This window comes from Streptomyces sp. RG80 (assembly GCF_040446465.1).
In the GTDB taxonomy this organism is placed as follows: Bacteria; Actinomycetota; Actinomycetes; order Streptomycetales; family Streptomycetaceae; genus Streptomyces.
This window is the reverse complement of sequence record NZ_JBEAAJ010000002.1, coordinates 592,380-617,384: the sequence shown is the minus strand read 5'-3', so window position 1 is coordinate 617,384 and position 25,005 is coordinate 592,380. Positions and strand designations below refer to the sequence as shown.

25 protein-coding genes and 1 tRNA gene are annotated in these 25,005 nt (G+C 72.5%); 20 read left to right on the top strand and 6 right to left on the bottom strand.

From position 1 onward, the window contains the following. The first annotated feature begins 49 nt into the window (after nucleotides 1-49). Together ABKA17_RS08910 and ABKA17_RS08905 are read left to right on the top strand one after the other, a co-directional pair. Entirely contained in the window at nucleotides 50-835 is a 786-nt protein-coding gene (locus tag ABKA17_RS08910; protein WP_353691621.1) for an SGNH/GDSL hydrolase family protein, read from the top strand. Between the two features lie 141 nt (nucleotides 836-976). Continuing rightward, nucleotides 977-1,729, top strand: a complete 753-nt coding sequence (locus ABKA17_RS08905) for an SIMPL domain-containing protein (protein WP_353691347.1) — start codon at nucleotides 977-979, stop codon at nucleotides 1,727-1,729. Nucleotides 1,730-1,788: 59 nt separating this feature from the next. On the opposite strand, the gene ABKA17_RS08900 is transcribed toward ABKA17_RS08905, so the two are convergent. The 3 genes from ABKA17_RS08900 to ABKA17_RS08890 all read right to left on the bottom strand — a co-directional run bounded on the left by ABKA17_RS08900 (nucleotide 1,789) and on the right by ABKA17_RS08890 (nucleotide 4,165). Next, nucleotides 1,789-2,202: a hypothetical protein gene (locus tag ABKA17_RS08900; RefSeq protein WP_353691346.1), complete on the bottom strand. Its 414-nt coding sequence runs from the start codon at nucleotides 2,200-2,202 to the stop codon at nucleotides 1,789-1,791. 60 nt (nucleotides 2,203-2,262) lie between these two features. Continuing rightward, the gene (locus tag ABKA17_RS08895; protein WP_353691345.1) at nucleotides 2,263-2,883 is read right to left on the bottom strand and encodes a TetR/AcrR family transcriptional regulator; all 621 of its coding nucleotides are present in this window, start codon (nucleotides 2,881-2,883) and stop codon (nucleotides 2,263-2,265) included. 103 nt (nucleotides 2,884-2,986) lie between these two features. Further along, complete coding sequence (locus tag ABKA17_RS08890) at nucleotides 2,987-4,165, bottom strand: Glu/Leu/Phe/Val dehydrogenase dimerization domain-containing protein (protein ID WP_353691344.1); 1,179 nt, start codon at nucleotides 4,163-4,165, stop codon at nucleotides 2,987-2,989. A 205-nt stretch (nucleotides 4,166-4,370) separates the two neighbouring features. Between ABKA17_RS08890 and ABKA17_RS08885 the strand changes: the two genes are divergently transcribed. From ABKA17_RS08885 to ABKA17_RS08850, 7 genes are all read left to right on the top strand, one after another. After that, entirely contained in the window at nucleotides 4,371-5,195 is an 825-nt protein-coding gene (locus ABKA17_RS08885; protein ID WP_353691343.1) for an MOSC domain-containing protein, read from the top strand. A gap of 86 nt (nucleotides 5,196-5,281) precedes the next feature. Next, nucleotides 5,282-6,514 carry an MBL fold metallo-hydrolase gene (locus tag ABKA17_RS08880; protein ID WP_353691342.1) on the top strand — a complete coding sequence of 411 codons (1,233 nt, stop codon included), beginning with the start codon at nucleotides 5,282-5,284 and terminating at the stop codon, nucleotides 6,512-6,514. Between the two features lie 580 nt (nucleotides 6,515-7,094). Then, a complete protein-coding gene (locus tag ABKA17_RS47930; protein WP_502994172.1) occupies nucleotides 7,095-9,488 on the top strand; it encodes a sensor histidine kinase in 2,394 nt (797 codons plus the stop codon). 68 nt (nucleotides 9,489-9,556) lie between these two features. After that, complete coding sequence (locus ABKA17_RS08865) at nucleotides 9,557-9,991, top strand: roadblock/LC7 domain-containing protein (protein WP_046257445.1); 435 nt, start codon at nucleotides 9,557-9,559, stop codon at nucleotides 9,989-9,991. A gap of 2 nt (nucleotides 9,992-9,993) precedes the next feature. Then, nucleotides 9,994-10,365 carry a DUF742 domain-containing protein gene (locus tag ABKA17_RS08860; RefSeq protein WP_353691341.1) on the top strand — a complete coding sequence of 124 codons (372 nt, stop codon included), beginning with the start codon at nucleotides 9,994-9,996 and terminating at the stop codon, nucleotides 10,363-10,365. After that, entirely contained in the window at nucleotides 10,343-10,942 is a 600-nt protein-coding gene (locus ABKA17_RS08855; RefSeq protein WP_266885475.1) for a GTP-binding protein, read from the top strand. The genes ABKA17_RS08860 and ABKA17_RS08855 overlap by 23 nt, the downstream gene beginning before the upstream one ends. Nucleotides 10,943-11,003: 61 nt before the next feature. After that, nucleotides 11,004-11,579, top strand: coding sequence for a GAF domain-containing protein (locus tag ABKA17_RS08850; protein WP_353691340.1), 576 nt, complete (start codon nucleotides 11,004-11,006; stop codon nucleotides 11,577-11,579). 49 nt (nucleotides 11,580-11,628) lie between these two features. Here the strand turns inward: ABKA17_RS08850 and ABKA17_RS08845 are convergent, their stop codons facing one another. Continuing rightward, nucleotides 11,629-12,237, bottom strand: a complete 609-nt coding sequence (locus ABKA17_RS08845) for a GOLPH3/VPS74 family protein (RefSeq protein ID WP_353691339.1) — start codon at nucleotides 12,235-12,237, stop codon at nucleotides 11,629-11,631. A gap of 236 nt (nucleotides 12,238-12,473) precedes the next feature. On the opposite strand from ABKA17_RS08845, the gene tdh reads away from it, so the two are divergent. The 8 genes from tdh (at nucleotide 12,474) to ABKA17_RS08805 (ending at nucleotide 19,277) form a co-directional block, all read left to right on the top strand. After that, nucleotides 12,474-13,502, top strand: coding sequence for an L-threonine 3-dehydrogenase (tdh, locus tag ABKA17_RS08840; protein ID WP_353691338.1), 1,029 nt, complete (start codon nucleotides 12,474-12,476; stop codon nucleotides 13,500-13,502). 69 nt (nucleotides 13,503-13,571) lie between these two features. After that, on the top strand, nucleotides 13,572-14,843 hold the full coding sequence (locus tag ABKA17_RS08835; protein WP_353691337.1) for a glycine C-acetyltransferase: 1,272 nt from the start codon (nucleotides 13,572-13,574) through the stop codon (nucleotides 14,841-14,843). A gap of 37 nt (nucleotides 14,844-14,880) precedes the next feature. Next, complete coding sequence (locus ABKA17_RS08830; RefSeq protein ID WP_353691336.1) at nucleotides 14,881-15,783, top strand: LysR family transcriptional regulator; 903 nt, start codon at nucleotides 14,881-14,883, stop codon at nucleotides 15,781-15,783. Between the two features lie 323 nt (nucleotides 15,784-16,106). Then, nucleotides 16,107-16,691: a helix-turn-helix domain-containing protein gene (locus ABKA17_RS08825; RefSeq protein WP_353691335.1), complete on the top strand. Its 585-nt coding sequence runs from the start codon at nucleotides 16,107-16,109 to the stop codon at nucleotides 16,689-16,691. Between the two features lie 74 nt (nucleotides 16,692-16,765). Then, entirely contained in the window at nucleotides 16,766-17,236 is a 471-nt protein-coding gene (locus tag ABKA17_RS08820; protein ID WP_353691619.1) for a GNAT family N-acetyltransferase, read from the top strand. 30 nt (nucleotides 17,237-17,266) lie between these two features. After that, nucleotides 17,267-17,626, top strand: coding sequence for an MmcQ/YjbR family DNA-binding protein (locus ABKA17_RS08815; RefSeq protein WP_353691334.1), 360 nt, complete (start codon nucleotides 17,267-17,269; stop codon nucleotides 17,624-17,626). 200 nt (nucleotides 17,627-17,826) lie between these two features. Next, entirely contained in the window at nucleotides 17,827-19,122 is a 1,296-nt protein-coding gene (locus ABKA17_RS08810) for an MFS transporter (RefSeq protein ID WP_353691618.1), read from the top strand. A gap of 81 nt (nucleotides 19,123-19,203) precedes the next feature. After that, nucleotides 19,204-19,277 (top strand) — tRNA-Pro (locus ABKA17_RS08805). A gap of 197 nt (nucleotides 19,278-19,474) precedes the next feature. Here the strand turns inward: ABKA17_RS08805 and ABKA17_RS08800 are convergent. Together ABKA17_RS08800 and ABKA17_RS08795 are read right to left on the bottom strand one after the other, a co-directional pair. Further along, nucleotides 19,475-20,758, bottom strand: coding sequence for an LAETG motif-containing sortase-dependent surface protein (locus tag ABKA17_RS08800; protein WP_353691333.1), 1,284 nt, complete (start codon nucleotides 20,756-20,758; stop codon nucleotides 19,475-19,477). 173 nt (nucleotides 20,759-20,931) lie between these two features. Then, complete coding sequence (locus ABKA17_RS08795; protein WP_353691332.1) at nucleotides 20,932-21,654, bottom strand: TetR/AcrR family transcriptional regulator; 723 nt, start codon at nucleotides 21,652-21,654, stop codon at nucleotides 20,932-20,934. 151 nt (nucleotides 21,655-21,805) lie between these two features. On the opposite strand from ABKA17_RS08795, the gene ABKA17_RS08790 reads away from it, so the two are divergent. From ABKA17_RS08790 to ABKA17_RS08780, 3 genes are read left to right on the top strand one after another with little or no spacing between them, the layout of a single operon-like run. Then, on the top strand, nucleotides 21,806-22,309 hold the full coding sequence (locus ABKA17_RS08790; protein WP_353691331.1) for a DegT/DnrJ/EryC1/StrS family aminotransferase: 504 nt from the start codon (nucleotides 21,806-21,808) through the stop codon (nucleotides 22,307-22,309). After that, nucleotides 22,309-23,343, top strand: a complete 1,035-nt coding sequence (locus ABKA17_RS08785; RefSeq protein ID WP_353691330.1) for an LCP family protein — start codon at nucleotides 22,309-22,311, stop codon at nucleotides 23,341-23,343. Before ABKA17_RS08790 ends, ABKA17_RS08785 begins: the two co-directional genes overlap by 1 nt. A 7-nt stretch (nucleotides 23,344-23,350) precedes the next feature. Further along, nucleotides 23,351-24,889, top strand: a complete 1,539-nt coding sequence (locus tag ABKA17_RS08780) for a lipopolysaccharide biosynthesis protein (RefSeq protein WP_353691329.1) — start codon at nucleotides 23,351-23,353, stop codon at nucleotides 24,887-24,889. The last annotated feature ends 116 nt before the right edge of the window (nucleotides 24,890-25,005 follow it).

The following is a 25,005-nucleotide window of genomic DNA, read 5'->3' as shown; positions in this document are numbered from 1 at the left end:
GGAATCATGGGCCGATGTGGCAGACGATTCGAAGAGTGACAGCAGAGTAGTGATCGGGTCGTACGTTGCGGTGGGGGACAGCTTCACCGAGGGCGTCGGCGACCCCGGCCCCGACGGGGCGTTCGTCGGATGGGCCGACCGGTTCGCGGTACTGCTCGCGGACCGGCGGCCCGAGGGCGCCTTCACGTACGCCAACCTCGCGGTACGCGGGAAGCTCCTGGACCAGATCGTCGAGGACCAGCTGCCCAAGGCCGTGGAGCTCGCGCCGGACCTGGTGTCCTTCTGCGCGGGCGGCAACGACATCCTCCGGCCCGGTACCGACCCCGACGAGGTCGCCGAGCGCTTCGAGCGGGCGGTCGCCCGGCTGACCGAGGTGTGCGGCACCGTGATGGTGACGACCGGCTTCGACACCCGTGGTGTGCCCGTGCTCAAGCATCTGCGCGGCAAGATCGCCACGTACAACGGGCATGTGCGGGCGGTGGCGGACCGGTACGGGTGCCCGGTGCTCGACCTGTGGTCCCTGAAGACCGTTCAGGACCGCAGGGCCTGGGACGGCGACCGGCTCCACCTCTCCGCCGACGGGCACACGCGCGTGGCCCTGCGCGCCGGCCAGGTGCTCGGCGTCGAGGTCCCGGCCGACCCCGACCAGCCGTGGCCCCCGCTGCCGCCCCGCGGCACCCTCGACGTACGGCGCGACGACGTGCACTGGGCGCGCGAGTACCTGGTGCCGTGGATCGGGCGGCGGTTGCGCGGGGAGTCCTCGGGCGACCACGTGACGGCCAAGGGCGCGCTGTCGCCGGACGACATCAAGATGCGGATCGCCTCGGTGGCGTGACGGGCGGACGTCTTTCGCGGTGCGCGCGGTGGTGGCTCGACCAGTGAGGTGACCGCGCGGGAGTGGTGCGCGGTCCGGTCCCCGGGCCGGTGTTGGGATGACGGCACACCGTCACCCGACTCCCGGAAGGACCGGCCGCGCATGCCCGTTCCCCGTACGACCCTCACGGCGGTCGCCGCTGCCTTCCTGGCCCTGAGCCTGCCCCTGGTCGTCGCGCCGACGGCCGCCGCTGCCGCCACCGGCGGCGCCGTGCCCGTGGCGCGGATCGCGGCGGCGCCCGCCACGGTGACCGTGACCGGCGAGGGCAGTGCCGTCGGCGAGCCCGACATCGCGGTGGTCGGCGCCGGCGTGGAGGCCACCGCCGAGACCACGCAGACCGCGCTCGACGCACAGAACAAGGCGGCCGCGGCACTGCTGAAGGCGGTGCGCGCCCTCGGGGTCGCCGAGCGCGACATCCGTACCGAGAACGTCTCCCTCAGCCCCGTCCACGACTACCAGGAAGGGCAGTCCACGCTGAAGGGCTACCGGGCCGCGCAGTCCTTCTCGATCAAGGTGCGCGAGGTGGCGGGCACCGGCGCCCTGCTGAAGGCCGTCACCGACGCCACGGGCGACGCCGGACGCATCCACTCCGTCGCCTTCGACCTCGACGACCGCCGCCCGCTCCAGGCCCGCGCCCGCGAGGCCGCGCACGACGACGCCCGCGCCAAGGCCGCGCAGTACGCCGAGCTGAGCGGCCACCACCTGGGCCGCCTGGTCTCGCTCAGCGAGGGCGACACCGGATACGTCGCCCCGATGACGGCGACCGCGCCGGCCGAGGGCGTCGGTGCGGTGCCGCTCGCACCCGGGGAGATCAGGGCCACGGCGTCGGTGACCGCGGTGTACGAACTGGACTGAGGAACAGGCGGGCCGCGTACCGGCCGGGGTCGGGGCGCTCGGGGGTGGGCGGCAGCCGGTTACGCCTGGATCCACCGCCGAAGCGCGTCGACCGTGTTCTCCGGCGAGGAGTTGAAGCACAACCGGATCCCGGGTGCCTCCTCGGTGAGCAGGTTGACCAGCCGCTCGAACAGCACGGTGTGCTCCGGCAGCATCCGTACGCCGCCCCCGATCATCGCCAAGCCGAACGTGTGCGCGCGGAGCTGGTCCCGTACGGCCGCCTCGGCCTGGTCCGCGGAGGTGTCGATCAGACACGGCAGCACATCGAACCCCGCCTCGCGCAGCCCGGCGTGCGCCGCCTCGATCCGGGCGGTGAAGGTCGCCTCGTCGACGCCCTCGGGCATCCGGCTGTAGTCGAGCACCCGCGGGTGCAGCCCGATGGACAGCACCTTCGTCACGCCGGGCAGGGGAGTTGAGGCCGTCGGGCGGACCATGAAGGGGTCCCTCTCTGTCGACTGGGTCGGATGGCGACACGAAGGGCCGGTGCGGCCCCCTCAGCGCTCCTGGGCGCTCAACGTCCGGGCCTCCAGCCCGAGTTCCCGGGCGAGCGCCTCGTCCACCCACTCCTGCGCGCGGGTCCTGGACACCGCTCCCGGGTACGAGGTCAGCTGGACGGCGAGACCGTCGAGCAGGGCGGTGAGACGCAGGGCCGCGCCGTCCGGATCGGGGCAGCGGAACTCGCCCGCGGCCACGCCCTCCCTCACGACCTCGGTGATCGCCGCCTTCCACTGCCGGTCCAGGTCGCGCGTGACCTCCTGGAGCGCGGGTTCGCGCAGCGCCGCCGCCCAGCCCTCGATCCACAGCCGCCAGCCCTTGGCCTGGCCGGTCGGGGCGTACCAGCGCACAGCCGACCGCAGCCGGCGCAGCGCCGTCGTACGGCGGCCGAGGAGCTTGCGCAGTTGGGCCAGGTCGTCCTCCGCGGCGTACCCGAACGCGGCGGCGACCAGCTTCTCCTTCGTCGAGAAGTGATAGAGCACCAGCGCGTTGCTCACCCCGAGCGCGGCGGCGACGTCGGCGATCCTGACCGCCGCCACGCCCCGCGCCTCGATCTGCTCGACGGCGGCCCGCAACAGCTCCGCACGCCGTTCGGCCACGCTCAACCGCACTCTCGCCACACGGTCAGCCTATCCAGGCGGGCCCGTGGACCACCGGGGGCGGGGGCGCCGCACGGGCGCCACGCGCGTGGTGGAAAGGTCGCTCGACCGCCGGAGGCGACCGTCACCGGTACCACCCGAACCGTTCCGCGATCACCGGCAGCCGGTCCGCGACGATCGCGTGGGCGGCGGCCCGTGGAGAGGTGCCGTCGGCCTCCGCGCGGGCCAGCATCAGCTCGACGAGGGCCCGCATGGCGCGGCGGGTGTGCGCGAACGCCTCCTCCGCGTCGGCGCCGATGTCGCCGAACAGGGTCCACCACCACCAGGCGTTCGTCCCGGAGTTCACCACCACGTCGGGCAGCACGGTGACCCCGCGCGCGGCGAGCAGCGCCTCCGCGGCGGGCAGGACGGGCATGTTGGCGGCCTCGACGACCCAGCGGGCGGTGATCCGGCCCTGGTTCGCGGCGTCGATCGCGTACGACACCGCGGCCGGCACCAGGACCTCGGCCTCGACGGACAGCCAGGCGTCGCCCGGCAGTTCGCGGTCGCCGGGGCGCAGTACGGCCCGGTCCACGGTGCCGTACGCGTCCCGTGCGGCGAGCAGCGCCTCGACGTCCAGTCCGGCGGGGTTGGCGATCGTGCCCTTGATGTCGGCCACGGCCACGACGTCGAGCCCCGCGCGCGTGAGGAAACGTGCCGTGGCCCCGCCCATCGTGCCCAGCCCCTGCAGGCCGACCCGGGTCCCCGCGTACGGCGTCCCGGTCCGGTCCAGGGCCGTGAGCACCGACTCGGCGACCCCGCAGCCGCCGACCAGCTCGTCGAGCCCGATGCCGTCCACCTCGACCCCGAAGGCGTCCGCGAGCCGCCGCCGGGCCGCCCTCTCGTCGTCGAGCAGCGGATACACGGCCTGGATCGAGGAGACCAGCCCCGCCTCGGCCGCCGCCCGGTCCACCAGGTCCTGGGTGAGACCGAGATCCTCGCCGGTGGTCCAGAAGCTCTCCACGTACGGTCGCATCGCGCGCAGGAACCGCACGAGGATCCCGTACGCCGCCGGGTCCCGGGGGTCGCAGTCGATGCCGCCCTTCGCGCCGCCGAGGGGGACGTAACGGCTCTCGGGGTCGTAGTGCAGCGCCTCCTTCATGGTCATGCCGCGGGCCAGTCCGGTGACCTCGTCCAGGGTGCAGCCCTCGCGCATGCGCAGTCCGCCGCTGGACACGCCCCGGACCAGCCGGTCGACGACCAGGAAGCCCTGGCGGCCGGTGACGTGGTCGGTCCAGGTGAGGGACAGCAGGGGAGTGGTCATCGGGGGCTTCTCCTGGGCGGGTGGGGTACGCGCGCGGCACGTGGTGAGTGGGCGACGGGGCGACGGGGCGAATTACTGAACGGCGAGTCAGTATCGGGAGTCGTCTCGGCCCCTGTCAACGCGAGCGGAAACCGATTGACGCGCGCGGAGTCGGCGCGGTTGGGTTCCCTACGGGAACGTGCTGGTCGTCTGAGGGGGCGGGGACGTGGCGAACGTCGTCGAGTTGTCGTACTACCCGGTCAAGGGCTGCGCCGGGATCTCGGCGAGCGAGGCGATGGTGACGTCGGCCGGGCTCGCCCACGACCGGGCCTTCATGGTCGTGAGCGACGACGGGGTGTTCCGGACGCAGCGGCGGCATCCGGGCCTCGCGCTGATCCTGCCCGGCATCGACGCCGTCGGCGAGCGGCTCACGCTGCGGGCACCGGGGCACGACGAGGTGGCCGTCGACGTCGACACCACGGGGGAGCGGCGGCCGGTCGAACTGTTCGGCGCGCCGTACCGGGGCATCGACCAGGGCGACACCGTCGCCGAGTGGCTCTCCGACGTGCTCGGCACCTCCAGCAGGCTGGTGCGGGTGCCGCCGGAGCACGACCGGGTGACCGACGGCCGGACGCCGGGCACCGCGGGCTGGGCCGACAGCGGGGCACTGCACGTCCTGTCGCGGTCCAGCCTCGACCTGCTCAACGAGAAGATCGCCGAGCGCGGCGCGGAACCCCTGTCGATGAACCGCTTCCGCCCCAACATCGTCATCGGCGGCTGGGACGTCCCGCACACCGAGGACCGCGCCCACCGCGTCCTGGTCGGCGACACCGAACTGGCCTACGCGAAGCTCGCCGTCCGCTGCGCCGTCACCCTGGTCGATCAGGAACGCGGCGCCAAGGACGGTCCGGAACCCATCCGTACGCTCGCCGGATACCGGCGCGGCGCCGTCGGCACGGTGTTCGGGGCGAAGTTCTCCGTGCTGCGGCAGGGCAAGGTGGCGGTCGGCGACGAGGTCGACGTCACGGTGTGGGGCGAGGCGGAGGCGTAGTTCACGCCGCCGTGACCGGGGCGATCCCGGTTTGTCGGAGGGGCCGACCATAATGGAAGGCCTCACCGACTCCACCTGGAGGTACCGTGTCCGGTTTCCGTTCCCTGAGCTCCGGGCTCCGCGCGCTGCAGCCCGCGGCCTTCGGCGTGGACCCGAGCGGTGAGCGCCTCGCGCGCATCCGTAGATCCCCGCACTTCAAGGACGGGGTCTTCCAGAACCCGGGTGGCGTCGCCCGGATCCGGCCCTCCGCCTCGACGGTGGAGTTCGCCAAGGTCTTCTTCGACAAGGACGAGCGGCCCCGCCGCGCCCCCGGCGGCCGGATCCCGGTGCACCCCACCACGCTCGCCGACATCGCCCGGCCGCCCGCCACCGGGCTGCGGCTGACCTGGATGGGCCATTCCAGCGTGCTCGCGGAGATCGACGGACAGCGGGTGCTCTTCGACCCGGTCTGGGGCGAGCGCTGCTCCCCGTTCCCCTTCGCCGGCCCCAAGCGGCTCCACCCGGCGCCCCTGCCGCTGGCCGCGCTCGGCCCGGTCGACGTCGTCGTCATCTCGCACGACCACTACGACCACCTGGACATGCCCTCCATCAAGGCACTGGCCGGCACGGACACCCTGTTCGCGGTGCCGCTCGGCGTCGGCGCCCACCTCGAGCACTGGGGCGTCTCCGCCGACCGGCTGCGCGAGCTGGACTGGCACGAGGCCACCAAGGTCGGCGGCCTCACCCTGACCGCCACCCCGGCCCGCCACTTCTGCGGCCGCGGTCTGCGCAACACCCAGCACACCCTCTGGGCCTCCTGGGTCGTCGCCGGCGATCGGCACCGGGTCTATCACAGCGGTGACACCGGCTACTTCGACGGCTTCAAGGACATCGGCGCCGAGTTCGGCCCGTTCGACGCCACGATGATCCAGATCGGCGCGTACAGCGACTTCTGGCCCGACATCCACATGACGCCCGAGGAGGGCATGCGCGCCCACCTCGACCTCCAGGGCGGGCCGTCGGCCGGACCGATGCTGCCGATCCACTGGGCCACCTTCAATCTGGCCACGCACCCGTGGGCGGACCCGGGGGAGGGCACGCTCGCGGCCGCGCGTCGGGAAGGGGCCCAGATCGCCGTACCCCGGCCCGGCGAGCCCTTCGAGCCCACCGCCGAGACCGTGCCGGTCGAGCCGTGGTGGCGCGGGGTCGCGTCGGCGCCGGCGGGCGGATGGCCCGCGGACGGCGTGGTTGTCGAGGCGTCGGCGACCGACACGGGCCGTGACATTCCCCGTGCGGCGACCGAGGGCAGCGGAGACCCCGAAGCGGTGCCCGCAGGCTGAACCCGGGCCGCGGAACGGCTGACGGCGTGGGCCGGCGCGCGTCACGCTCTCCGGCCCTCGCCGTCTGTCCGTGACCGCTTCTGAGCAGGTTCGATCGGAGTTTGACGCTTCTGGGACAGGCGCCCGAGGGGTTTATCGGGCTGTCGTACGAGGCCTCATACCAGAGCGGGACCCTCTCCGTACGAGTTTGTCAACTGCCCACCGCACATGATGCGTCGGCGACTACTGTGAGTGTCCGTCGGGCGACGCAGTGCCGATTTTTATCGGTGCTCTCGACCGACACCGCGATGGCGCATGCCCTGCGGGGGCGCCATGGGAACCAGCCGGATCAGGGAGCGGGGTCTGGTACGTGCAGCCGCGAGCCGGAGGAGGGAGTCGACGCGATGGGGAGCCCCCCAGCTCGACCGCGACCGGGCACCGGGGGAAGCCGGTGACCGACGACCGCGTCGGAGCGCGCGCCGCCAGGAACGAGCGCACCAGGGAACCCGCGGGCGCGCGCCCCGGACCCCGGGAGCCCGGCCGCGGGCACCCGATCCCACCCGGCGACCAGGCCCGACGGACCACCAGTACGAGGACACCGATGTCTCAGCTCCGCGCACCGGCGGCACGCGCAGACCGCCGTGAAGGCGGCCGGCACGGCAGGCCGGCCGCCCGGCCCGCACCCGCACTGCCCGAGACCCACATACGGCCACAGCTGCTGCGGCTCGCCGTGCTGCCGCCCATCGCGGTCGCTCTCAGCGCCTCGGCAGTCGTCCTCTTCACGGTCCGCTCCACCGGCGCACAACCCGGACTCACCCTGTGGGGTGTCCTCGCCGGCGCCTTCTCGGTCACCCTCACCGGCATCCTCATCGCCGCCGTGGCCGCCGACCGCGCCGCCAAGACGGTCAGCGACCGTATCGGCGCCCTGCGCCGCACCAGCGCACGCGGCGAGGCCGAGCTGCGAGCCCTCGTCGAGGCGCTGCGACGCGGCGAGGGCGCCCCCCAGCGCAAGCCGCGCGGCGGGCCGCCCGAGGACGCCGACGACTTCGAACTGCTCGCCGCCGACCTGACCCGCGCCCACGACGGCGCCGTCACCGCCGTCGTCCAGGCCGCCCAGCTGTCCAGCCAGGCGGGCAGCGAGCAGAAACTCGAGGTCTTCCTCAACCTCGCCCGGCGCCTCCAGTCGCTGGTGCACCGGGAGATCTCCATCCTCGACGAGCTGGAGAACGAGATCGAGGACCCCGACCTCCTCAAGGGCCTCTTCCACGTCGACCACCTCGCCACCCGCATCCGGCGGCACGCCGAGAACCTCGCCGTGCTCGGCGGCGCCGTCTCCCGCCGCCAGTGGAGCCACCCGGTCTCCATGACCGAGGTGCTGCGCTCCGCCATCGCCGAGGTCGAGCAGTACTCCCGGGTCAAACTCGTCCCGCCCATCGACGGCACCCTGCGCGGGCACGCCGTCGCCGACGTCATCCACCTGCTCGCCGAACTCGTCGAGAACGCCACGGTGTTCTCCGCCCCGCACACCCAGGTACTGCTCCGCGCCAACCTCGTCACCTCCGGACTCGCCGTCGAGGTCGAGGACCGCGGCCTCGGCATGCCCGTCGGCGAGCAGCAGAAGATGAACGCCCTGCTCGCCGACCCCGACCAGGTCAACGTGGGCAGCCTGCTGGCCGACGGCCGCATCGGCCTGTTCGTGGTCTCACAGCTCGCCCGCCGGCACGGCATCAACGTCCGGCTCCAGACCAACATCTACGGCGGTGTACAGGCCGTACTCGTCGTACCGCAGGGGCTGTTGGGCGGCGCCGACCCGGACGCACCGGGCGCCATGCCGAGGCCGCCGGAGGGGGCGGGTGCGCCGCCACGGGGCGCGGCGGGCGGCGGCGGGGCCGTGGGCGGGCCGGTCGGTGGGACGGCCGGTGGGGTGGCTGGTGGGCCGGTCGGTGGGGTGGCCGGTGGGACGGCTGGTGGGCAGGTCGGTGGGGCCAGGGCCGCTGTACCGCCACAGCAGTATTCGTACGGCGGGGCCGGAGCCGGAGCCGGAGTCGGGAGTGGAGCCGGAGCCGGAGCCGGGGCCGGAGTCGGGCTCGGCGGCGGCGCGGGAGCCGGGGGCGGAGCCGGAATCGGAGTCGGGGCCGCCAGTGACACCGGGCCGCAGCGCGTCGTGCCGTTCACGCCTCGGCGCCAGCCGGACGCCCCGCGGGTCACGGCCCCGACGCGTGGTGACGGGAGCGCGGTGCCGCTGCCCGTGCGCGGCACCCATCAGGAGCGACCCAACCCGGCGGAGGCCGTCCCCGGCATCCGCCCCGACGACCGGCACCTCGTCGCCGACGGAAACGCCGCACCGCCGACCCCCCGTACCGGCACCGTGCGCGGCACCATGGGCAAGCCCCAACTGCCCCGCCGACGCGCCCAGGAGCACATCGCGCCCCAACTGCGCGACGGCCCGGCGGCACCGCGTCCCGAGAGCGAGTCCCTCGCCGGCCACGACCCGGGCTTGATGGCGGCCTTCCAGCGCGGCATCGGCCTCGCCGAGGCGCAGCAACACCTGGAGGCGGAGCACACCGGTTCGGCCCCCGTGCAGACGGGCCGGCTGGACCTCCCGCGCCCGGAGGCCACGCGCTTCGACACGGACGACGGCTTCGACACGGACCCCCGTTTCGACGCGGCCACGCGCTTCGAGACGGACGCCCGCTCCGTTACGGACCCCCGCTTCGACACGGGCACCCGCTTCGACGCGAACCCGCGCTTCGACACAGGCACGCCTTTCGACCCCGAGCGGACGGGGTCCACGTACCTCGACGCGGCGCATCCGGCTCCCGCGCCCCTCGACCTCACGCACCCGGACGCCCAGCGCCGGGACGCGCCGCCGCATGACGTCCCCGCCATGGACCCGGCCCGGATAGCCGAGGTGCGCGGCGCGCACGACGGCGTGTCCGCGGCCCGCCCCGAGCACACCCCCACCCGGCACGACGGGAGCGCAACAGCCGGATGACCACCCCCGTTTCCACCCCACCCCCCAGCGCTCCCGCAGACCTTCGTACCTCAAGGAGTCGATCCACCATGGCGAGCGAAGCGCCGACCGGCCATGTATCCGATCTCGACTGGCTGATGAGCGGCCTCGTGCAGCGCGTGCCGCACACCACCAGCGCGGTCCTGCTGTCCTGCGACGGCCTCGTCAAGTCGGTCCACGGTCTCGACACCGACAGCGCCGACCACATGGCCGCCCTGGCCTCCGGCCTGTACTCGCTCGGCCGCAGCGCCGGGGTCCGGTTCGGCGACGGCGGAGACGTCCGCCAGGTCGTCGTAGAACTGGACTCGACCCTGCTGTTCGTGACCACCGCCGGCTCCGGCACCTGTCTCGCCGTGCTCGCCGGCCGTGAGGCGGACGCCGCCGTCCTCGGCTACGAGATGGCGATGCTGGTCAAGAGCGTGCGCCCCTACCTGGTGACCGCACCCCGGCAGCACGCAGGCGAACCGACGGCGATGAGGCCTTGAGCGTGGCGGCGGCCGGCGACGGGCCCTGGCTCGACGACGCGGCCGGACGCCTGGTGCGCCCCTTCACGGTCAGCAACGGCCGCACCAGGCCCACCATCGCGCTCGATCTGCTCTCGCAGGTGATGGTCACCGGTGCCACCCCCCTCGGCTATCTCGGCCTCGAACACACGCAGGCGCTCGACCTGTGCCGTGCGCCCGTCTCGGTCGCCGAGGTCGCCGCCCATCTGAAGCTGCCGGCGGCCGTCACCAAGGTGCTGCTGTCGGACCTCGTCGACTGCGGGGCGCTCACCACCAAGCCCCCCGAGTTCACCCACAACCCGACTGACCGGGCCCTTCTGGAGGCAGTGCTCGATGGACTACGACGACAGCTCTGACCCCTTCCCCACCGCACTCAAGATCCTGGTGGCGGGAGGGTTCGGAGTAGGCAAGACGACCTTCGTGGGCGCGGTCAGCGAGATCGCGCCGCTCAGTACGGAGGAACTGCTCACCACGGTCAGCGCCGCGACCGACAACCTCGAGGGGGTCGAGAACAAGGTCGAGACGACCGTGGCCATGGACTTCGGCCGCATCACCCTGGACCCGGAACACGTCCTCTATCTGTTCGGCACGCCCGGGCAGGAGCGGTTCTGGTTCATGTGGGACGAGCTCTCCGAGGGGGCGCTCGGCGCGGTCATCCTCGCCGACACCCGCCGTCTGGAGGACTGCTTCGCCGCCGTCGACTTCTTCGAACAGCGCGGCCTGGGCTTCATCGTCGCGATCAACGAGTTCGACGGCTCCTACCGCTACGACCCGGAGGAGGTCCGCGCCGCCATCGACCTCGCCCCGGAGATCCCCATCGTGCGCTGCGACGCCCGGATCTCCAGTTCCGGCGTCCAGACCCTGCTGACCCTCGTACGACATCTCATCGCCCACGCTCCGGCACCCGCGCCGAGCCATGGCGCGCACATGTGACCCCCGCACCCACCGCCCTGGAGCCGCATATGACCTTCGCCCACAGCGACGGAACCCGCCGATGAGCTACGACCCGGTCCGCCCCGCCGGTCGTCTGCTGCTCACTCCCGAGGACAAGGAGGCTCCCGCGCGGGTCCGTCGGCTGCACGGGCTGGGATTGGGGGTGCGCCCGGAGCCCGCGCTCGACGCGTTCGCGGACCGGCTCGCCGAGCTGACCGGGGCGCCGTACGCGATGGTCAACTTCATCGACGAGAACCGGCAGTTCTTCGCCGGCCTGCACACCCCGGACGCCCGGCCGGTGGTGACCGCCGACGAGACCAAGCCGGAGCTCGGCCGGCATCTGGAGCGCGACCACGGCTTCTGCCCCCATGTCGTGGTCCGGCGCAAGGCCCTGGTCCTCGAGGACGTCTGCGACTATCCGCGGTTCGCCGGCAACCCGGTCGTCGACGAGTTCGGCATCCGCTCCTACCTCGGCGCACCGCTCGTCGACAGCACCGGAATGGTCCTCGGCACGGTCTGCGTCGTCGACGTGGAACCGAGACCCTGGGGGAGGCAGGGCCTGGAGACCATCAAGTCCTCGGCGGCGGAACTCGTCACGCGGCTGGAACGGATGGAGGCGGACGGCCTCCCGCTCTGACGCCGTCCGCTGACGCCGTCTGCCCCGGGCTCGAGCTCCGCTCCGGGGGTCAGACCCCGCCCCGCCAGATGTTGTCGAACGCGGAGTTCTCTATCGCCCGCCGCTGGCGCACGCCCTCCAGCTCCATCACCGCGTCCCCGACGGCCGCCAGAACGGCGGTGACCGTGTCGTCGGTCAGGTCCTCGAGGGTGTCCGGCTGGTCGTCCTGGAGCCCGGCGGCGGTGGCCAGTGCGGCGAAGACGGGCTCGCCCGACGCGCGTCGTTCCTCGGCGCGGGTCCGCTCCGGGGTGTCGAGCAGTACGGTCCGCCCGGGGCGTACCGGAAGGCGCCGGGCCCGGGACCGGGTCGCCAGGCCCTCCGACTCCAGGGCGGCGGAGTAGGCCGCGGACAGCCCCTGGCCCCGGCGCCACAGCCAGTCCTCGACCGACTCGTACGGCTCCTGTCGTACGAAAGCGGCGGCGGCCTCGTCCAGGAGGTGGTCCCCGGTCTGCGGTCGGGCCCCGGGCACGATGTGGTCGGCGTCGACGGTGAGCGCGCCGGCTTCGACGAGGTCCAGCAGTTCGGCGCCCGCGAGCGCGAGGGAGACGTCGCCCTGTTCGACGGGAGTCTCGGGCGACGCGGCCAGGGCGAGTACAGCGAGATCACGTGCGGTGTTCATGTGTGGCTCCCCGTCGGTCCGGTGCGTCCCTGCCGATACCAACGGGCACGCCCGGTCCCGTGTTCCCCGCCGACGGCGGCGGGCGTGAAGCGGAACTGCGGCGCGGGTTAAGAAAACCTCGATGGACCCGGGGCGCCGCCGTACGGCAGATTGCTACGCGATCCCACCCACTCCTCCCGGACGCGGGCCTCTTCGGCGTGCACGCGCGCGGGACCGCACCCACAGGAGCCGTAGCGTTGAAGGCGCTGGTCAAGGAGAAGGCGGAGCCCGGGCTGTGGCTCACGGACGTCCCGGAGCCCGCCGTCGGACCCGGCGACGTACTGATCAAGGTGCTGCGCACCGGGATCTGCGGCACCGATCTGCACATCCGGTCCTGGGACGGCTGGGCGCAACAGACGATCCGTACGCCTCTGGTGCTCGGGCACGAGTTCGTCGGCGAGGTCGTCGAGACCGGGCGGGACGTCCCCGACATCGCCGTCGGCGACCGGGTCAGCGGCGAGGGCCACCTGGTGTGCGGCAAGTGCCGTAACTGTCTCGCCGGGCGGCGGCACCTGTGCCGGGCCACGGTCGGGCTGGGCGTGGGGCGGGACGGCGCCTTCGCGGAGTACGTCGCGCTGCCCGCCGCCAATGTGTGGGTGCACCGCGTCCCCGTGGACCTCGACGTCGCCGCGATCTTCGACCCGTTCGGCAACGCCGTGCACACCGCGCTGTCGTTCCCGCTGGTCGGCGAGGACGTGCTCATCACGGGTGCCGGGCCGATCGGGCTGATGGCGGCCGCGGTCGCCCGGCACGCAGGCGCCCGCAACGTCGTCGTCACGGATGTGAGCGAGGAGCGCCTGGACCTCGCCCGCAAGATCGGCGTCAGCCTCGCCCTGAACGTCGCCGAGTCCACGATCGCCGACGGCCAGCGCTCCCTCGGCCTGCGCGAGGGCTTCGACATCGGCCTCGAGATGTCCGGCAACCCCACCGCCATGCGCGACATGATCGCCAACATGACGCACGGCGGCAGGATCGCCATGCTCGGCCTGCCCGCCGAGGAGTTCCCGGTCGACTGGGCGCGGATCGTCACCTCGATGATCACGATCAAGGGCATCTACGGCCGTGAGATGTTCGAGACCTGGTACGCGATGTCCGTGCTCCTGGAGGGCGGCCTCGACCTCGCCCCCGTGATCACCGGCCGCTACGGCTACCGCGACTTCGAGGCCGCGTTCGCGGATGCCGCGAGCGGCCGTGGTGGCAAGGTCATCCTCGACTGGACCGCGTAACGCTCGGACTGCGTAACTGCCCGGACCGCGCAACTCCCTGGACTGCGTAACCCTTTAGGAGCCTCTCCCATGTTCGACTCTGTCCGTGACGATCTCCGCACCACCCTCGACGAGATCCGCGCCGCAGGTCTGCACAAGCCCGAGCGTGTCATCGGCACCCCGCAGTCCAGGGCCGTCGCCGTCACCGCGGGCGGCCGCCCCGGTGAGGTGCTGAACTTCTGCGCCAACAACTACCTCGGCCTCGCCGACCACCCCGAGGTCGTCGCCGCCGCCCACGAGGCCCTGGACCGCTGGGGTTACGGCATGGCGTCCGTGCGCTTCATCTGCGGTACGCAGGAGGTGCACAAGGAGCTGGAGGCACGCCTTTCCGCCTTCCTCGGGCAGGAGGACACCATCCTGTACTCCTCCTGCTTCGACGCCAACGGCGGTGTCTTCGAGACGCTGCTCGGCCCCGAGGACGCGGTGATCTCCGACGCCCTCAACCACGCCTCGATCATCGACGGCATCCGGCTGTCCAAGGCCCGCCGCTTCCGCTACGCCAACCGCGATCTGGCCGACCTGGAAGCGCAGTTGAAGGACGCCTCCGACGCCCGCCGCCGGCTGATCGTCACCGACGGCGTGTTCTCGATGGACGGTTACGTGGCCCCGCTGCGCGAGATCTGCGACCTCGCCGACCGCTACGACGCCATGGTCATGGTCGACGACTCGCACGCCGTCGGCTTCGTGGGCCCCGGCGGCCGCGGCACCCCCGAACTGCACGGCGTCATGGACCGCGTGGACATCATCACCGGTACGCTGGGCAAGGCGCTCGGCGGTGCGTCGGGCGGTTACGTGGCCGCACGCGCGGAGATCGTCGCCCTGCTGCGCCAGCGCTCCCGCCCGTACCTGTTCTCGAACACGCTCGCCCCGGTGATCGCCGCCGCCTCCCTGAAGGTGCTCGACCTGCTGGAGTCGGCGGACGACCTGCGCGTCCGGCTCGCCGAGAACACCGCCCTGTTCCGCCGCCGGATGACCGAGGAGGGCTTCGACATCCTCCCCGGCGACCACGCCATCGCACCCGTGATGATCGGCGACGCGGGGAAGGCCGGGCGGCTGGCGGAGCTGCTGCTGGAGCGCGGCGTGTACGTGATCGGCTTCTCGTACCCGGTGGTACCGCAGGGGGCGGCGCGCATCCGTGTCCAGCTGTCTGCCGCGCACTCTACGCAGGACGTCGACCGGGCCGTGGACGCGTTCGTCTCCGCGCGCGCGGAGCTGGACGCGGCGACGGCCGCGGGGTCGGCAGGTTCGGTGGAGCCCGCAGGGCCGGTGAAGCCCGCGCGGTCGGCGGGGTCGGCGGGCTGAGCGGGAGCACACGGGGGCATTTGAGACAATCGATCTCATGATCGAAGCGCGGCGGCTCCACATCCTCCGTGCGGTGGCCGACCACCGCACGGTCACGGCGGCTGCCGCCGCGCTGTACCTCACCCCCTCCGCGGTCTCCCAGCAGCTCACGGCGCTGGAACAGGAGACCGGCCACCGCCTGGTCGAGCGCGGTGCGAAGGGCGTACGGCTCACCGCGGCCGGCGAGATCCTGCTCAGCCACACCAACGCCGTCCTCGCCCAGCTGGAGCGCGCGGAGGCCGAGCTGGCCGCGTACGGCTCGGGCGAGGCCGGCACGGTCACCGTCGCCTCCTTCGCGACGGGCATCGCCCTGGTCGTAGCCCCGGCCGTGGCCCGCCTCGCCGACACCGCGCCCGGCATCCGTATCCGCGTACAGGACGCGGAGGGCGACGCCAGCCTGCCGATGGTCCTGGACCGGCAGGTCGATGTCGCGGTCGCCGTCGAGTACCGGGGGGCGCCGCCGGCCGACGACCCTCGGCTGACCCACGTCTTCCTCTACGCCGAACCCTTCGACGCGGTCGTGCCGGTGGCCCATCGGCTGGCCGACGAGCGCGAGGTGCCGCTCGCGGAGCTGGCCAAGGATCCGTGGATCGGGCCGTACCCCGGGAACCCCTGTCACGACGTGGTGGTGCTGGCCTGCGAGACCGCGGGCTTCCAGCCCCGCCTGGAGCACTCCTCGGACGACTTCCGCGCGGTCGTCGCGCTGGCCTCGGCAGGGGCGGGGGTGGCCCTGGTGCCGCGTTCGGCGCTGATCGGCATGGACCTCGCCGGCGTGGTCGTACGGCCCGTCGACGGGGTCGCGCCCACCCGCCGGGTCTTCGCCGCCGTACGGCGGGGCGCGGAGGAACACCCGCTGATCCGCCCGGTACTGGAAGCGCTCGGGGACGCGGCCCGGCCGTAGGGAACCGGCCACCGGCTGGAGGCAGTCTGGGCTGTCATGCGTGTGACGATGATCCTCCCGGCCCGGACCGAGGCGACGAGCCCGCCATTCCGGCCCATCGGTGAAGGTGAAGGGCGTCCTGCGTTCAGCGGCTTGCAGGTCGCAGCGTCACTGCTCAGACCACCTCTGGGTGGCAGGGGAGGGCATGGGCCGGATCTGTTGGAGCGGGCGGTGGCGGGGTTGCGCAGCCTCTTCGTCGGCTTTGGGACGGTCAAGCGGGTGGTGCGGACGCTGGCGGTGCCGGGACGCTGGGGGCATCCCATATCTGGGATACCATCCCCGATATGAAACAGGATGCAGTCGAGGCCGGGGCCGACCCCGTCGACGCGCGGCTCGGGTCCCGCCTCGCCGAGCTGCGGGCCGAACGTGGTTGGTCGCTGGGGGAGTTGGCGGAGCGCAGCGGGGTGAGCCGGTCGACGCTCTCGCGGGCCGAGCGCGCCGAGATCAGCCCCACCGCCTCCCTCCTGAACCGCCTGTGCGGGGTCTACGGACGGACCATGTCCCAGCTGCTCAGCGAGGTCGAGGCCGAGCCCGCCCTGCTGGTGCGGGCCGCCGAGCAGCCGGTGTGGGAGGACAGGGCCTCCGGCTTCGTACGGCGGTCCGTGTCGCCGCCGCACACCGGGCTGCGCGGCGAACTCGTCGAGGGACGGCTCGCCGTGGGCGCCGACATCGCGTACGACCGGCCGCCCGTACCCGGCCTGGAGCAGCACATCTGGGTCCTGGAGGGGGCGCTCGAGGTGACCGCCGAGGACACCGGGCACCGTCTCGACGCCGGGGACTGTCTACGGCTGCGGGTGTGGGGGCCGACGCGGTTCCGGTGCGCCGGGGCTAAGCCGGTGCGGTACGTGCTGGCGGTGGTGCTGCCGTGACCGGGACGACCGGGACGTTGAAGCGTCTGAGCGCGGCCGAGGTGCTGGACCGGCTCGACGCGTTGGCCGACCTGATGGTCGACACCGTGGACGGGGGCGCATCGATCGGCTTCCTCGGCCCCCTCGACCGTGCCGAGGCCACCGCATGGTGGAAGGAGCGGGCTGCCGGCGTCGCCGTCGGGACACTCGCGATCTGGGCGGCCCAAGACGGGGACCGGGTGGTCGGCACCGTCAGCCTGGCCTTCCCCGACAAGCCCAACAGTCGCCACCGCGCCGAACTCGTGAAGCTCATGGTGCACCGGGACGCTCGCGGCCGGGGCCTGGGCCGCACGCTGCTGACGACCGCCGAGGAGGCCGCCGCCGAGGCCGGTGTCACCCTCCTGCACCTGGACACCGAGACCGACAGTCCGGCGGAGCACCTCTACACGACTGCCGGCTGGACCCGCGCCGGGGTGATCCCGGACTACGCGGCCGACCCGGCCGGCGTGCTGCGACCCACCACCCTCTACTACAAGCAGCTGGGGGCAAGCGCTCCCACCAGGTGATTGTCAGTGCGAGCGACTACGGTGCCTGCCATGCCGGATGCAGAAGACGTACGCCGTATCGCCCTGTCCCTGCCGGACACCACCGAGAAGATCGCCTGGAGCATGCCCACCTTCCGGGTCGCGGGCAAGATGTTCGCCACGCTGCCCGAGGAGGAGACCTCCATCGCGGTGCGCTGCCCCAAGGAGGAGCGGAACGAACTGGTGCTGGCCGAGCCGGAGAAGTTCTGGATCGCCGAGCACGAGGCACAGTTCGCCTGGGTGCGGGCCCGGCTCGCGGCACTCGAGGACGAGGACGAACTGCGGGACATCCTGACCGACTCCTGGCGCCAGGCGGCCCCGCCCCGACTCCTCGACTCCTACCCCGAGTTGGGGCGGACGGCGACGGACTGAGCCGACTGAGCGGACGGGAGGGGGAAGCGGGGTGGCGCACGGCGGACGGTGGAAATCCTTCGGGTGTTGTCGGTGTCCCGTGGCATGATCCCGAGCCGTAGCCGTCGGAGGCGGAACGGGGGACGGCCGGGGTGAACGGGTCCGAGGCTCACGGGGATCGGTCGGGGGAGGGTGTGCGGGGTGACGCGGACGTGACCGGGATGTCGTCGCACGCCGACCACCCGGTCGGCCGGCGGGGTCACAAGGCCGCACCGCCACCCGCACCACCCGCCGTCTGGTCGCGGAACTTCGCCCTGTTCTTCGCCGCGCGGGCGGTCGCCGGACTCGGCGACACCATGCTCCCCGTAGCCCTCGCCGCCGGCCTGCTCCAGCACGGGTACGGCGCGGGCGCCGTCGGTCTCGCCATGGCCGCGACGGCGTCGGCCTTCGCGGGGCTCGTGGTCTTCGGTGGGGTGATCGCGGACCGGTTCGACACCCGCAGGCTGATGATCGGCGCCGACCTGGTGCGCGTGGGCACCCAGGCACTGGCCGCCGGTCTCTTCTTCTCCGGGCACGTGGTGCTGTGGCAGATCTGCGCCATCGGGTTCGCGAACGGCGTGGCCGGCGCCCTGTTCCAGCCCGGCGTCGCGAGCACCGTGCGCCGTCTCGCCGGCGACGTCCAGGGCGCGAACGGCGCGATACGCGTCGCCGAGGCCGTGGCCCAGCTCGCGGGCCCCGCCCTCGCCGGGGTGCTCGTCGGCTTCGCCTCGCCCGGTGGGGTCTTCGCGGCCCATGCCACGACGTACGCCGTGAGCGCCCTGTGCCTCCTCCTGCTCCGCCTGCCCCCGCGGGCCCCGGACGAGCACCCGGCGCCCCACGCGATCAGCACCTACCGGGCCGATCTGGTCGAAGGCTGGCGGGAGTTCAGATCCCGCACCTGGCTCTGGGGCGTGATCGCCATCTGGGGTCTCTACATGATCGCCGTCTCGGGCCCGACCGTGCCCCTGGTCGCGACGGAAGTGGTCCAGGAACACGGCCCACGCGTCTACGGGCTGGTGAACTCCGCTCTCGGCGCCGGCACGGTGATCGGCGGCCTGCTCGCCCTGCGTCTGCGGCCTCGCCGGATGCTCCGTGCCGGGGCCGTCGCCCTGGTCGGTTTCGGCGCGTTCCCGGCGAGCGTCGGCGCCGGTCTCGGCGTACCGGCCATGGCGGCCGGAGCCGCCGTCGCCGGGGCGGGCATGGCGTTCTGGAGCGTGATGTGGTCGACCAGTGTCCAGACCCAGGTCCCGGCCGACGCCCTCAACCGCATCCACGCCTACGACGTCGCGGGCTCCCTGGCCCTGATGCCTGTCGGTCAGGCCCTGGCCGGCCCGGCCGCCACGGCGCTCGGCGCCGACCACGTCCTGCTCGCCGCCGGCGCGACCAGCCTCGTCGTCTGCGCCTGCCTGCTCTCGGTCCCCGCGATACGCGACCTCGTACGCGCCGATGCCCCGCTCCGGAAGGTCGGTCCCGGATAAACGGGTGCGCGACCACCGACCCGAGTGCGGTATTGTTTCCCTGCACGTTGGGCCGGGGGAAACCCCAGGTCAGACGGACACCGGGACGTGGCGCAGCTTGGTAGCGCACTTGACTGGGGGTCAAGGGGTCGCAGGTTCAAATCCTGTCGTCCCGACGGTGTGAAGGGTCTTCACAGGCGAGAGCCGGTGAGGGCCCTTTTCGCATGCCCAGGTCGTTCACGGCGATGGTTGACGTAGGCGAGGCAGGCCTGTGACGTGGGTGAGGCCTGTGACATGGACCAAGCCTGTGACATGGGCGAGGCCCCGGAGGCGAGCGGTCGCCCGCCTCCGGGGCCTCGTCATGACTGCGGGCCTACTGCTGGGCCTTCCGGCGTCGTACGACCAGCACCGCGCCGGCCCCGACGGCGATGGCCGCTGCCGCCGCGCCCGCGAGAGGCAGCGCCGAGGAGGACCCGGTGCTCGCCAGGTCGCCGTCGACGGCGGAGGAGCCGGTGGAGCCGGTCGTGGCGGAACCGGAACCGCCGGTCGAGGACGAGGTGGAGCCGCCCCCGCCGGTGGTGGACCCGCCGCCGCTGGTCGAACCGCCCCCGGTCGCGGAGCCGCCGCCGTCGGTGGAACCGCCCCCACCCGTCGAACCGCCGCCGCTGCCGGCGACGTCGGTCAGGATGTCGGCGCTGTCGTTCGCCTTGTTCTCGTCGAACGGGCGGGCTTCGCTGCCCAGCTTCACCGACCCCTTGGCTCCCTCGACCGCCTTGTCGATGCGCAGCTTGAAGGTGTGGGTCTCGGTCCTGCCCGCCTCGATCCAGTCCTGTGCGGTGCCGCACTGGTAGACGCGCGTCTCGAGCTTCCTGCAGCCGCCGTCGTTGACCACGGTCGTTCCGGCCGGCATCGCCACGCGGATCTTGGTCACCGGGACGTCGGACGCGCCCTGGACCCAGGCGGGCCCGGCGTTGATGAAGTTCACGGCCAGCGGCACGGTGTCCCCGACCTTGCCCATCACCTTCGACGCGGCGGCCTTGAAGTCGGCCGTGTTCACCGACGTCACCGACACCGTGGCCGCGTCCCAGCCGTCGTGCTCCGCGCTGCCGGCGGGGGCGGGGGTGGCCTCGGGCCGCTCCACGAGCTTGACCGCGGGCGCGGTCCCCGGAGTGGACTCCCCGTGGTTGTCCTCGCCGCCGGGGTTGTACGTGGAGACCGACACGCGGAGTTGGTCGTACAACGCGTTGTCGAGCGCGTCGATCACCTGGGTCTTCTCGGGCGCGTAGACGACGCCGGGCTTCACCGCCTGGTCGAACTCACAGATCACATCGGTACCGCGCGGGGCCTCGTCCATGGAAAGGACCTCGTACGACACGCAGTTGGAGGGGACGTCGTCGATCCCGAGGCCCTGGCTGATGTCGTACGACAGGTAGACCTTGGGCAGTGCCTCGGTGCCGGTGTTGGTGAAGGACGCCGGCACGTCGAAGCTGTCACCCGGCTTCAGGCCGTCCACCGGCGCGATCTTCCCCAGCACCAGCCCGGGGGAGGGGGCGTCGGCGGCAGCGGCGGGGGCGGCCCCCAGCGCGATCAGCGCGACGGCACCCAACGCACCGGTGGCCCGGCGAAGCGTGCGAGGGGCGGGAACGGCCTGGAACATGCGGGTACCTCGGAGTGAATCGACGGTGGCGGACGGTCGAACCATGGGGAACGCGAGTTCCCGGTCATGAGACGTGTCCGGCGACCGAAGAGTTGTACGAGTAGGCGATCTCCCTCGGATTCACACAAAGGAAGATCGCCGAGACGTAGAACTGACTCGGAACGCCCCGACGCTCACGGCTCCCCGACGAACCGCTCCAGCAGTGCGTCCAGCCCGGCCGCCAACCCCTCCGGCCCGCCCCGTTCCGCGAGCGCGGGCGCCACCTTGCGCAATCGGGGCAGTTCCTGCGCCGGCATGTGGTGCAGTCCCAGCCGGAACCCCGGGTCCGGCTCCTCGGGGTTGTCCACCATGGCCTGGAGCTCGACGGACACGTACCCGAGCACCCAGCCGGTGAAGGCGCGGAACACGGCGGCGGAGCGCTCCGCGTCGAGCCCCGCCTCCTGCAGCAGTGCCAGCACGCGCTCGTGGTGCCGCAGGGTGGCGAGGGGCCGCCGGGCGAGCGGGACGGCGAGCATGCGGGTGGACAGCAGCGGTACGACCTGGGGATGCGCCAGGCAGACCTCGTACGTAGCCCGCCCGACCCGGCCGAGCTCGGCGCGCCACTCGGACGCAACCGCCTCCGCGCCCAGCCGCTCCTCCAGCTCCAGATGGAGTGCCTCGACCAGCCCGTCCAGCAGCGCGTCCTTGCTCGACGCATACCGATACAAGGCCATCGCCTCGACCCCGAGCTCGGCGCCCAGACGACGCATGCTCAGCGCGGAGAGGCCGTCGCGGTCGACGAGGTCCAGGGCGCTGGCGAGGACACGCTCACGGCTGAGGCGACCGTAGCGGCCACGGTCGCTGGCCCGACGGGCCGGAGCCTCCTCGGGGCCCTTGCCCTTGGCGCCCTTGGTCATGCCGTGCCTCCAGGTGATCGTCGACCCGCTGCTGTGTTGACTCTATGCGGCTCCGGGGGCAAGGTGTACGTATACGACGTAAATATACGCCATTCGGACGCATTGCAGGCGTCGTCATGCCCCCAAGAGCACCGGAACCGGGGAGCGAGAGATGACAGTCCACCGGCTGCGGCCCCGGCCACACGTTCACGCGACAGGGCCCCCGCAGGAAACGGGCATACCCTTCGCCGCGACCTGGATCAGCCCGGAGGCCCGGCGGGCGGCACGCCGCGTGCTCGCCTCCGGCTGGGCCGAACACTACGACGACGCGCTGAAGGCGGTTTCCGGACTCCAGCCCCTGGACGTCACGACCCCGGGCCGGCACGCCCGGCACCTCTACGTCGTGCGGGTCACGGAGGAGTACGGCACGGCCCGCGACGAGCTGGTCGACCGCCTGGCCGAGCACGGAATCGGCACATCGGTCCACTTCACCCCGCTGCACCAGATGCCCCTCTTCCGAGCCACCGCCCTCACCCCACCCGAAGGGCTGCCCGGCGCGGAGACGCTGTTCCCGGAGTTTGTGCCGCTGCCGCTTTATCCGGGGCTCTCCGACGCGGCCGTCGACCGGGTCTGTGAGGAACTGGCCTGCTCCGCCACCCATCCGGACGAGATCTGATGTCCGGGCGACGCCAATGGCCCACCTGGGCGACGCGAGAGCGGAGCCGGTCACGGCGCCGCCTCCTGCGCGCGGCACTGGTGTGCGTCCTCGCCGCGCTGCTCGGGCTGGCGGGACTCGCCGTCGGCGCCGTGTGGTGGGGCACCGACCACTATGGCGACCAGGTCACCCGCATTCCCGACGCCTTCCCCACCGAGCCACGCCCGCCCAAGCCCCCGGCCCACGACGGCGGGACGACCTTCCTGCTGGCCGGCGTCGACAGCCGCTCCAAGGAACCCACCACCGGCAGTGACGCCACGGGCCGGCTGTGGCGGTACGGAGCCCAGCGCAGCGACACCCTCATGCTGGTCCACCTCAGCGGCGACGAACAGAGCGCCTACACGATGTCGATCCCCAGGGACAGCTGGGTCCCCATCCCGGGCCATGAATCCGCCAAGGTCAACGCCGCCTTCTCCTGGGGCGGTCCACCGCTGCTCATCCGCACCGTGGAGCAGCTCACGGGCACTCGTATCGACCACTTCGGCGTCGTCGACTGGCACGGGTTCAAGGCCCTGACGGACGCGGTCGGCGGCGTGAGGGTCACCGTCCCGACGGACGCCTACGACCCGGAACAGGACCAGCACTTCAGCGCGGGCACCCACATCATGGACGGCGACGAGGCCCTGGCCTACGTCCGCCAGCGGCACGGCCTGCCCGGCGGCGAGCTGGACCGCATCAAGCGACAGCAGCAGTTCCTACAGAGCATCGTCGGCGAGGTCCGGGCCGAGGTCAGCATCACCGACCCCCTGGGCACCGCACGGATGCTCGACGCCATCACCCGAGCCGTCAGCGTGGACGACCGTATGTCCAACGGCGACCTGCGCGACCTTGTACTCGGCCTGCGCCACCTGAACGCCTCCGACGCGAGGTTCAGCACCGCGCCGATCGTGCGGTCCCAGATGATCGACGGCCAGTACGCGCTGATCCTGGACAAGGCGGAGCTGCGGGCGCGGTGGCGGACGGTCGAGACGGGGCATCCGCCCGCCGGACAGTGAGGCTCCCATGCGGTCCCGAAGCCACTCCACGCGCCTGACGGTGAGCGGGACCGGCATGTCCTCGCGGAATCTGCTCCCGGCGGTGGGCCTCAGCGCGCTGGCCCAGGCCGCACCCCTGCTCACCAACCTGGTGCTCACGCCCTACCTCATCCGCCGGCTCGGCCTCGACCGGTTCGGTGTCTGGTCGCTGATCCTGGTCCTGCTGGCCACGCTCACCGTGCTGGACGGAGGCATCGGCGCCTCCCTGGCCCGCTTCCACGCCCGCCACGCGGCCCGGGGCGACAGGGAGGGAGCAGGACGCCTCGTCTTCGGGTCCCTCGCGGTCTTCGTCGGGCTGGGAGCGGTGGTCACCTGCCTGTGCCTGGCACTGACCCCGACACTCGTCACTGCTCTCGACGTACCGACACGGCTCCGCGACGAGGCAGGGCAACTGCTGCTGGCACTGGGGCCCTTGCTGACCCTGGCGCTCGCCTCCAACTCAGCCGTCGCGCTGCTCCAGGCGAACGCCCGCTTCCGTGCCCTGGCAGGGGTCAGTGGAGGGTCGTGTCTGGCCTACGCCGTCGCCGTGACCGCACTGATCGACCACGGGCCGGACCTGCCATTGCTCGCCGTACTGGCAGCGGGCCGCTATCTGCTCGTGACCCTCGGAGGGCTGGCCATCGGTGCACGACACCTGAGGATCCGGCGACCGCTGCTGCCTTTGCGGGCCGAACGTCGGGACTTCGGCGGCTACGCCGCGCGCATGCAACTTTCCGGCTTCACCGTCTTCCTGAACGGGGAGATCGATGCCTTGGTGATCGCCGCGCTGCTGCCCGTGCGGTACGTCGGCATCTACGCTGCCGGCTACCAGGCGGCCACCGCACTGCGCAGCCTGCCGCTGTACGCGTTCCCGCCGATCCTGACCCGCATGACCCATGTCTACGCACGGCACGGACTCGTCGGCGCGGCACGGGAGTTCCACCTCCTTCAGCCCCGCTGGCTGCCGCTGGTTCTGACGTACGGCGTGGTGACCATGGCGGCCGTCGGTCTTGCCGTGCAGGTCTGGCTCGGCACCGCCCTCGCCCTGAGCGGCGCGGTTGCCGCGGTCCTGCTGACCGGCTACTCGGTCCAGGTGGCCCTCACCGGCATCCGCACCTGTTTCGTGCGGGCTGTCGGCCGACCCGGCCTCGAGGCGCGCTACTCGTGGTTCTCGACAGCAGTGAACCTTGCCCTCACCGTGCCGCTGACGCTGCTGTTCGGTGTCGTCGGCGTGGTGCTGGCGACCGCGCTGGGCATCATGGCCGGCTCCGTCTACTTCGTAGTCCTCTGTCGGCGCCTGGCGGGACTGCGGGAGCAGCGACTGCCCCGGCGCTGGCCGGCCGCGACCGCGGCGGCCACGGCCGTGGCTGTCCTCGGTGACCTGCTGGTCCTGCGGCTCGGCCTGCACGGTGTGCTGCCGCTGCTACTGGCTGGCCTTCCCGTCCTCACCGGTCTCGCGCTCGCCACGGCCCTGCTCCTGCCCGAACTCCAGCCCTCCCGTCCCCCGGAAGTCGAGGAAGCCCCATGAAATCCCGACGCGTCCTGATCGTCGCCCAACTCGACGGCTACGCCAACAGCGTCAAACCGCTCGCGATCGAGAAGTACCTGCGCGAGCACGGCCACGACGTGCACCTGGTCGACACC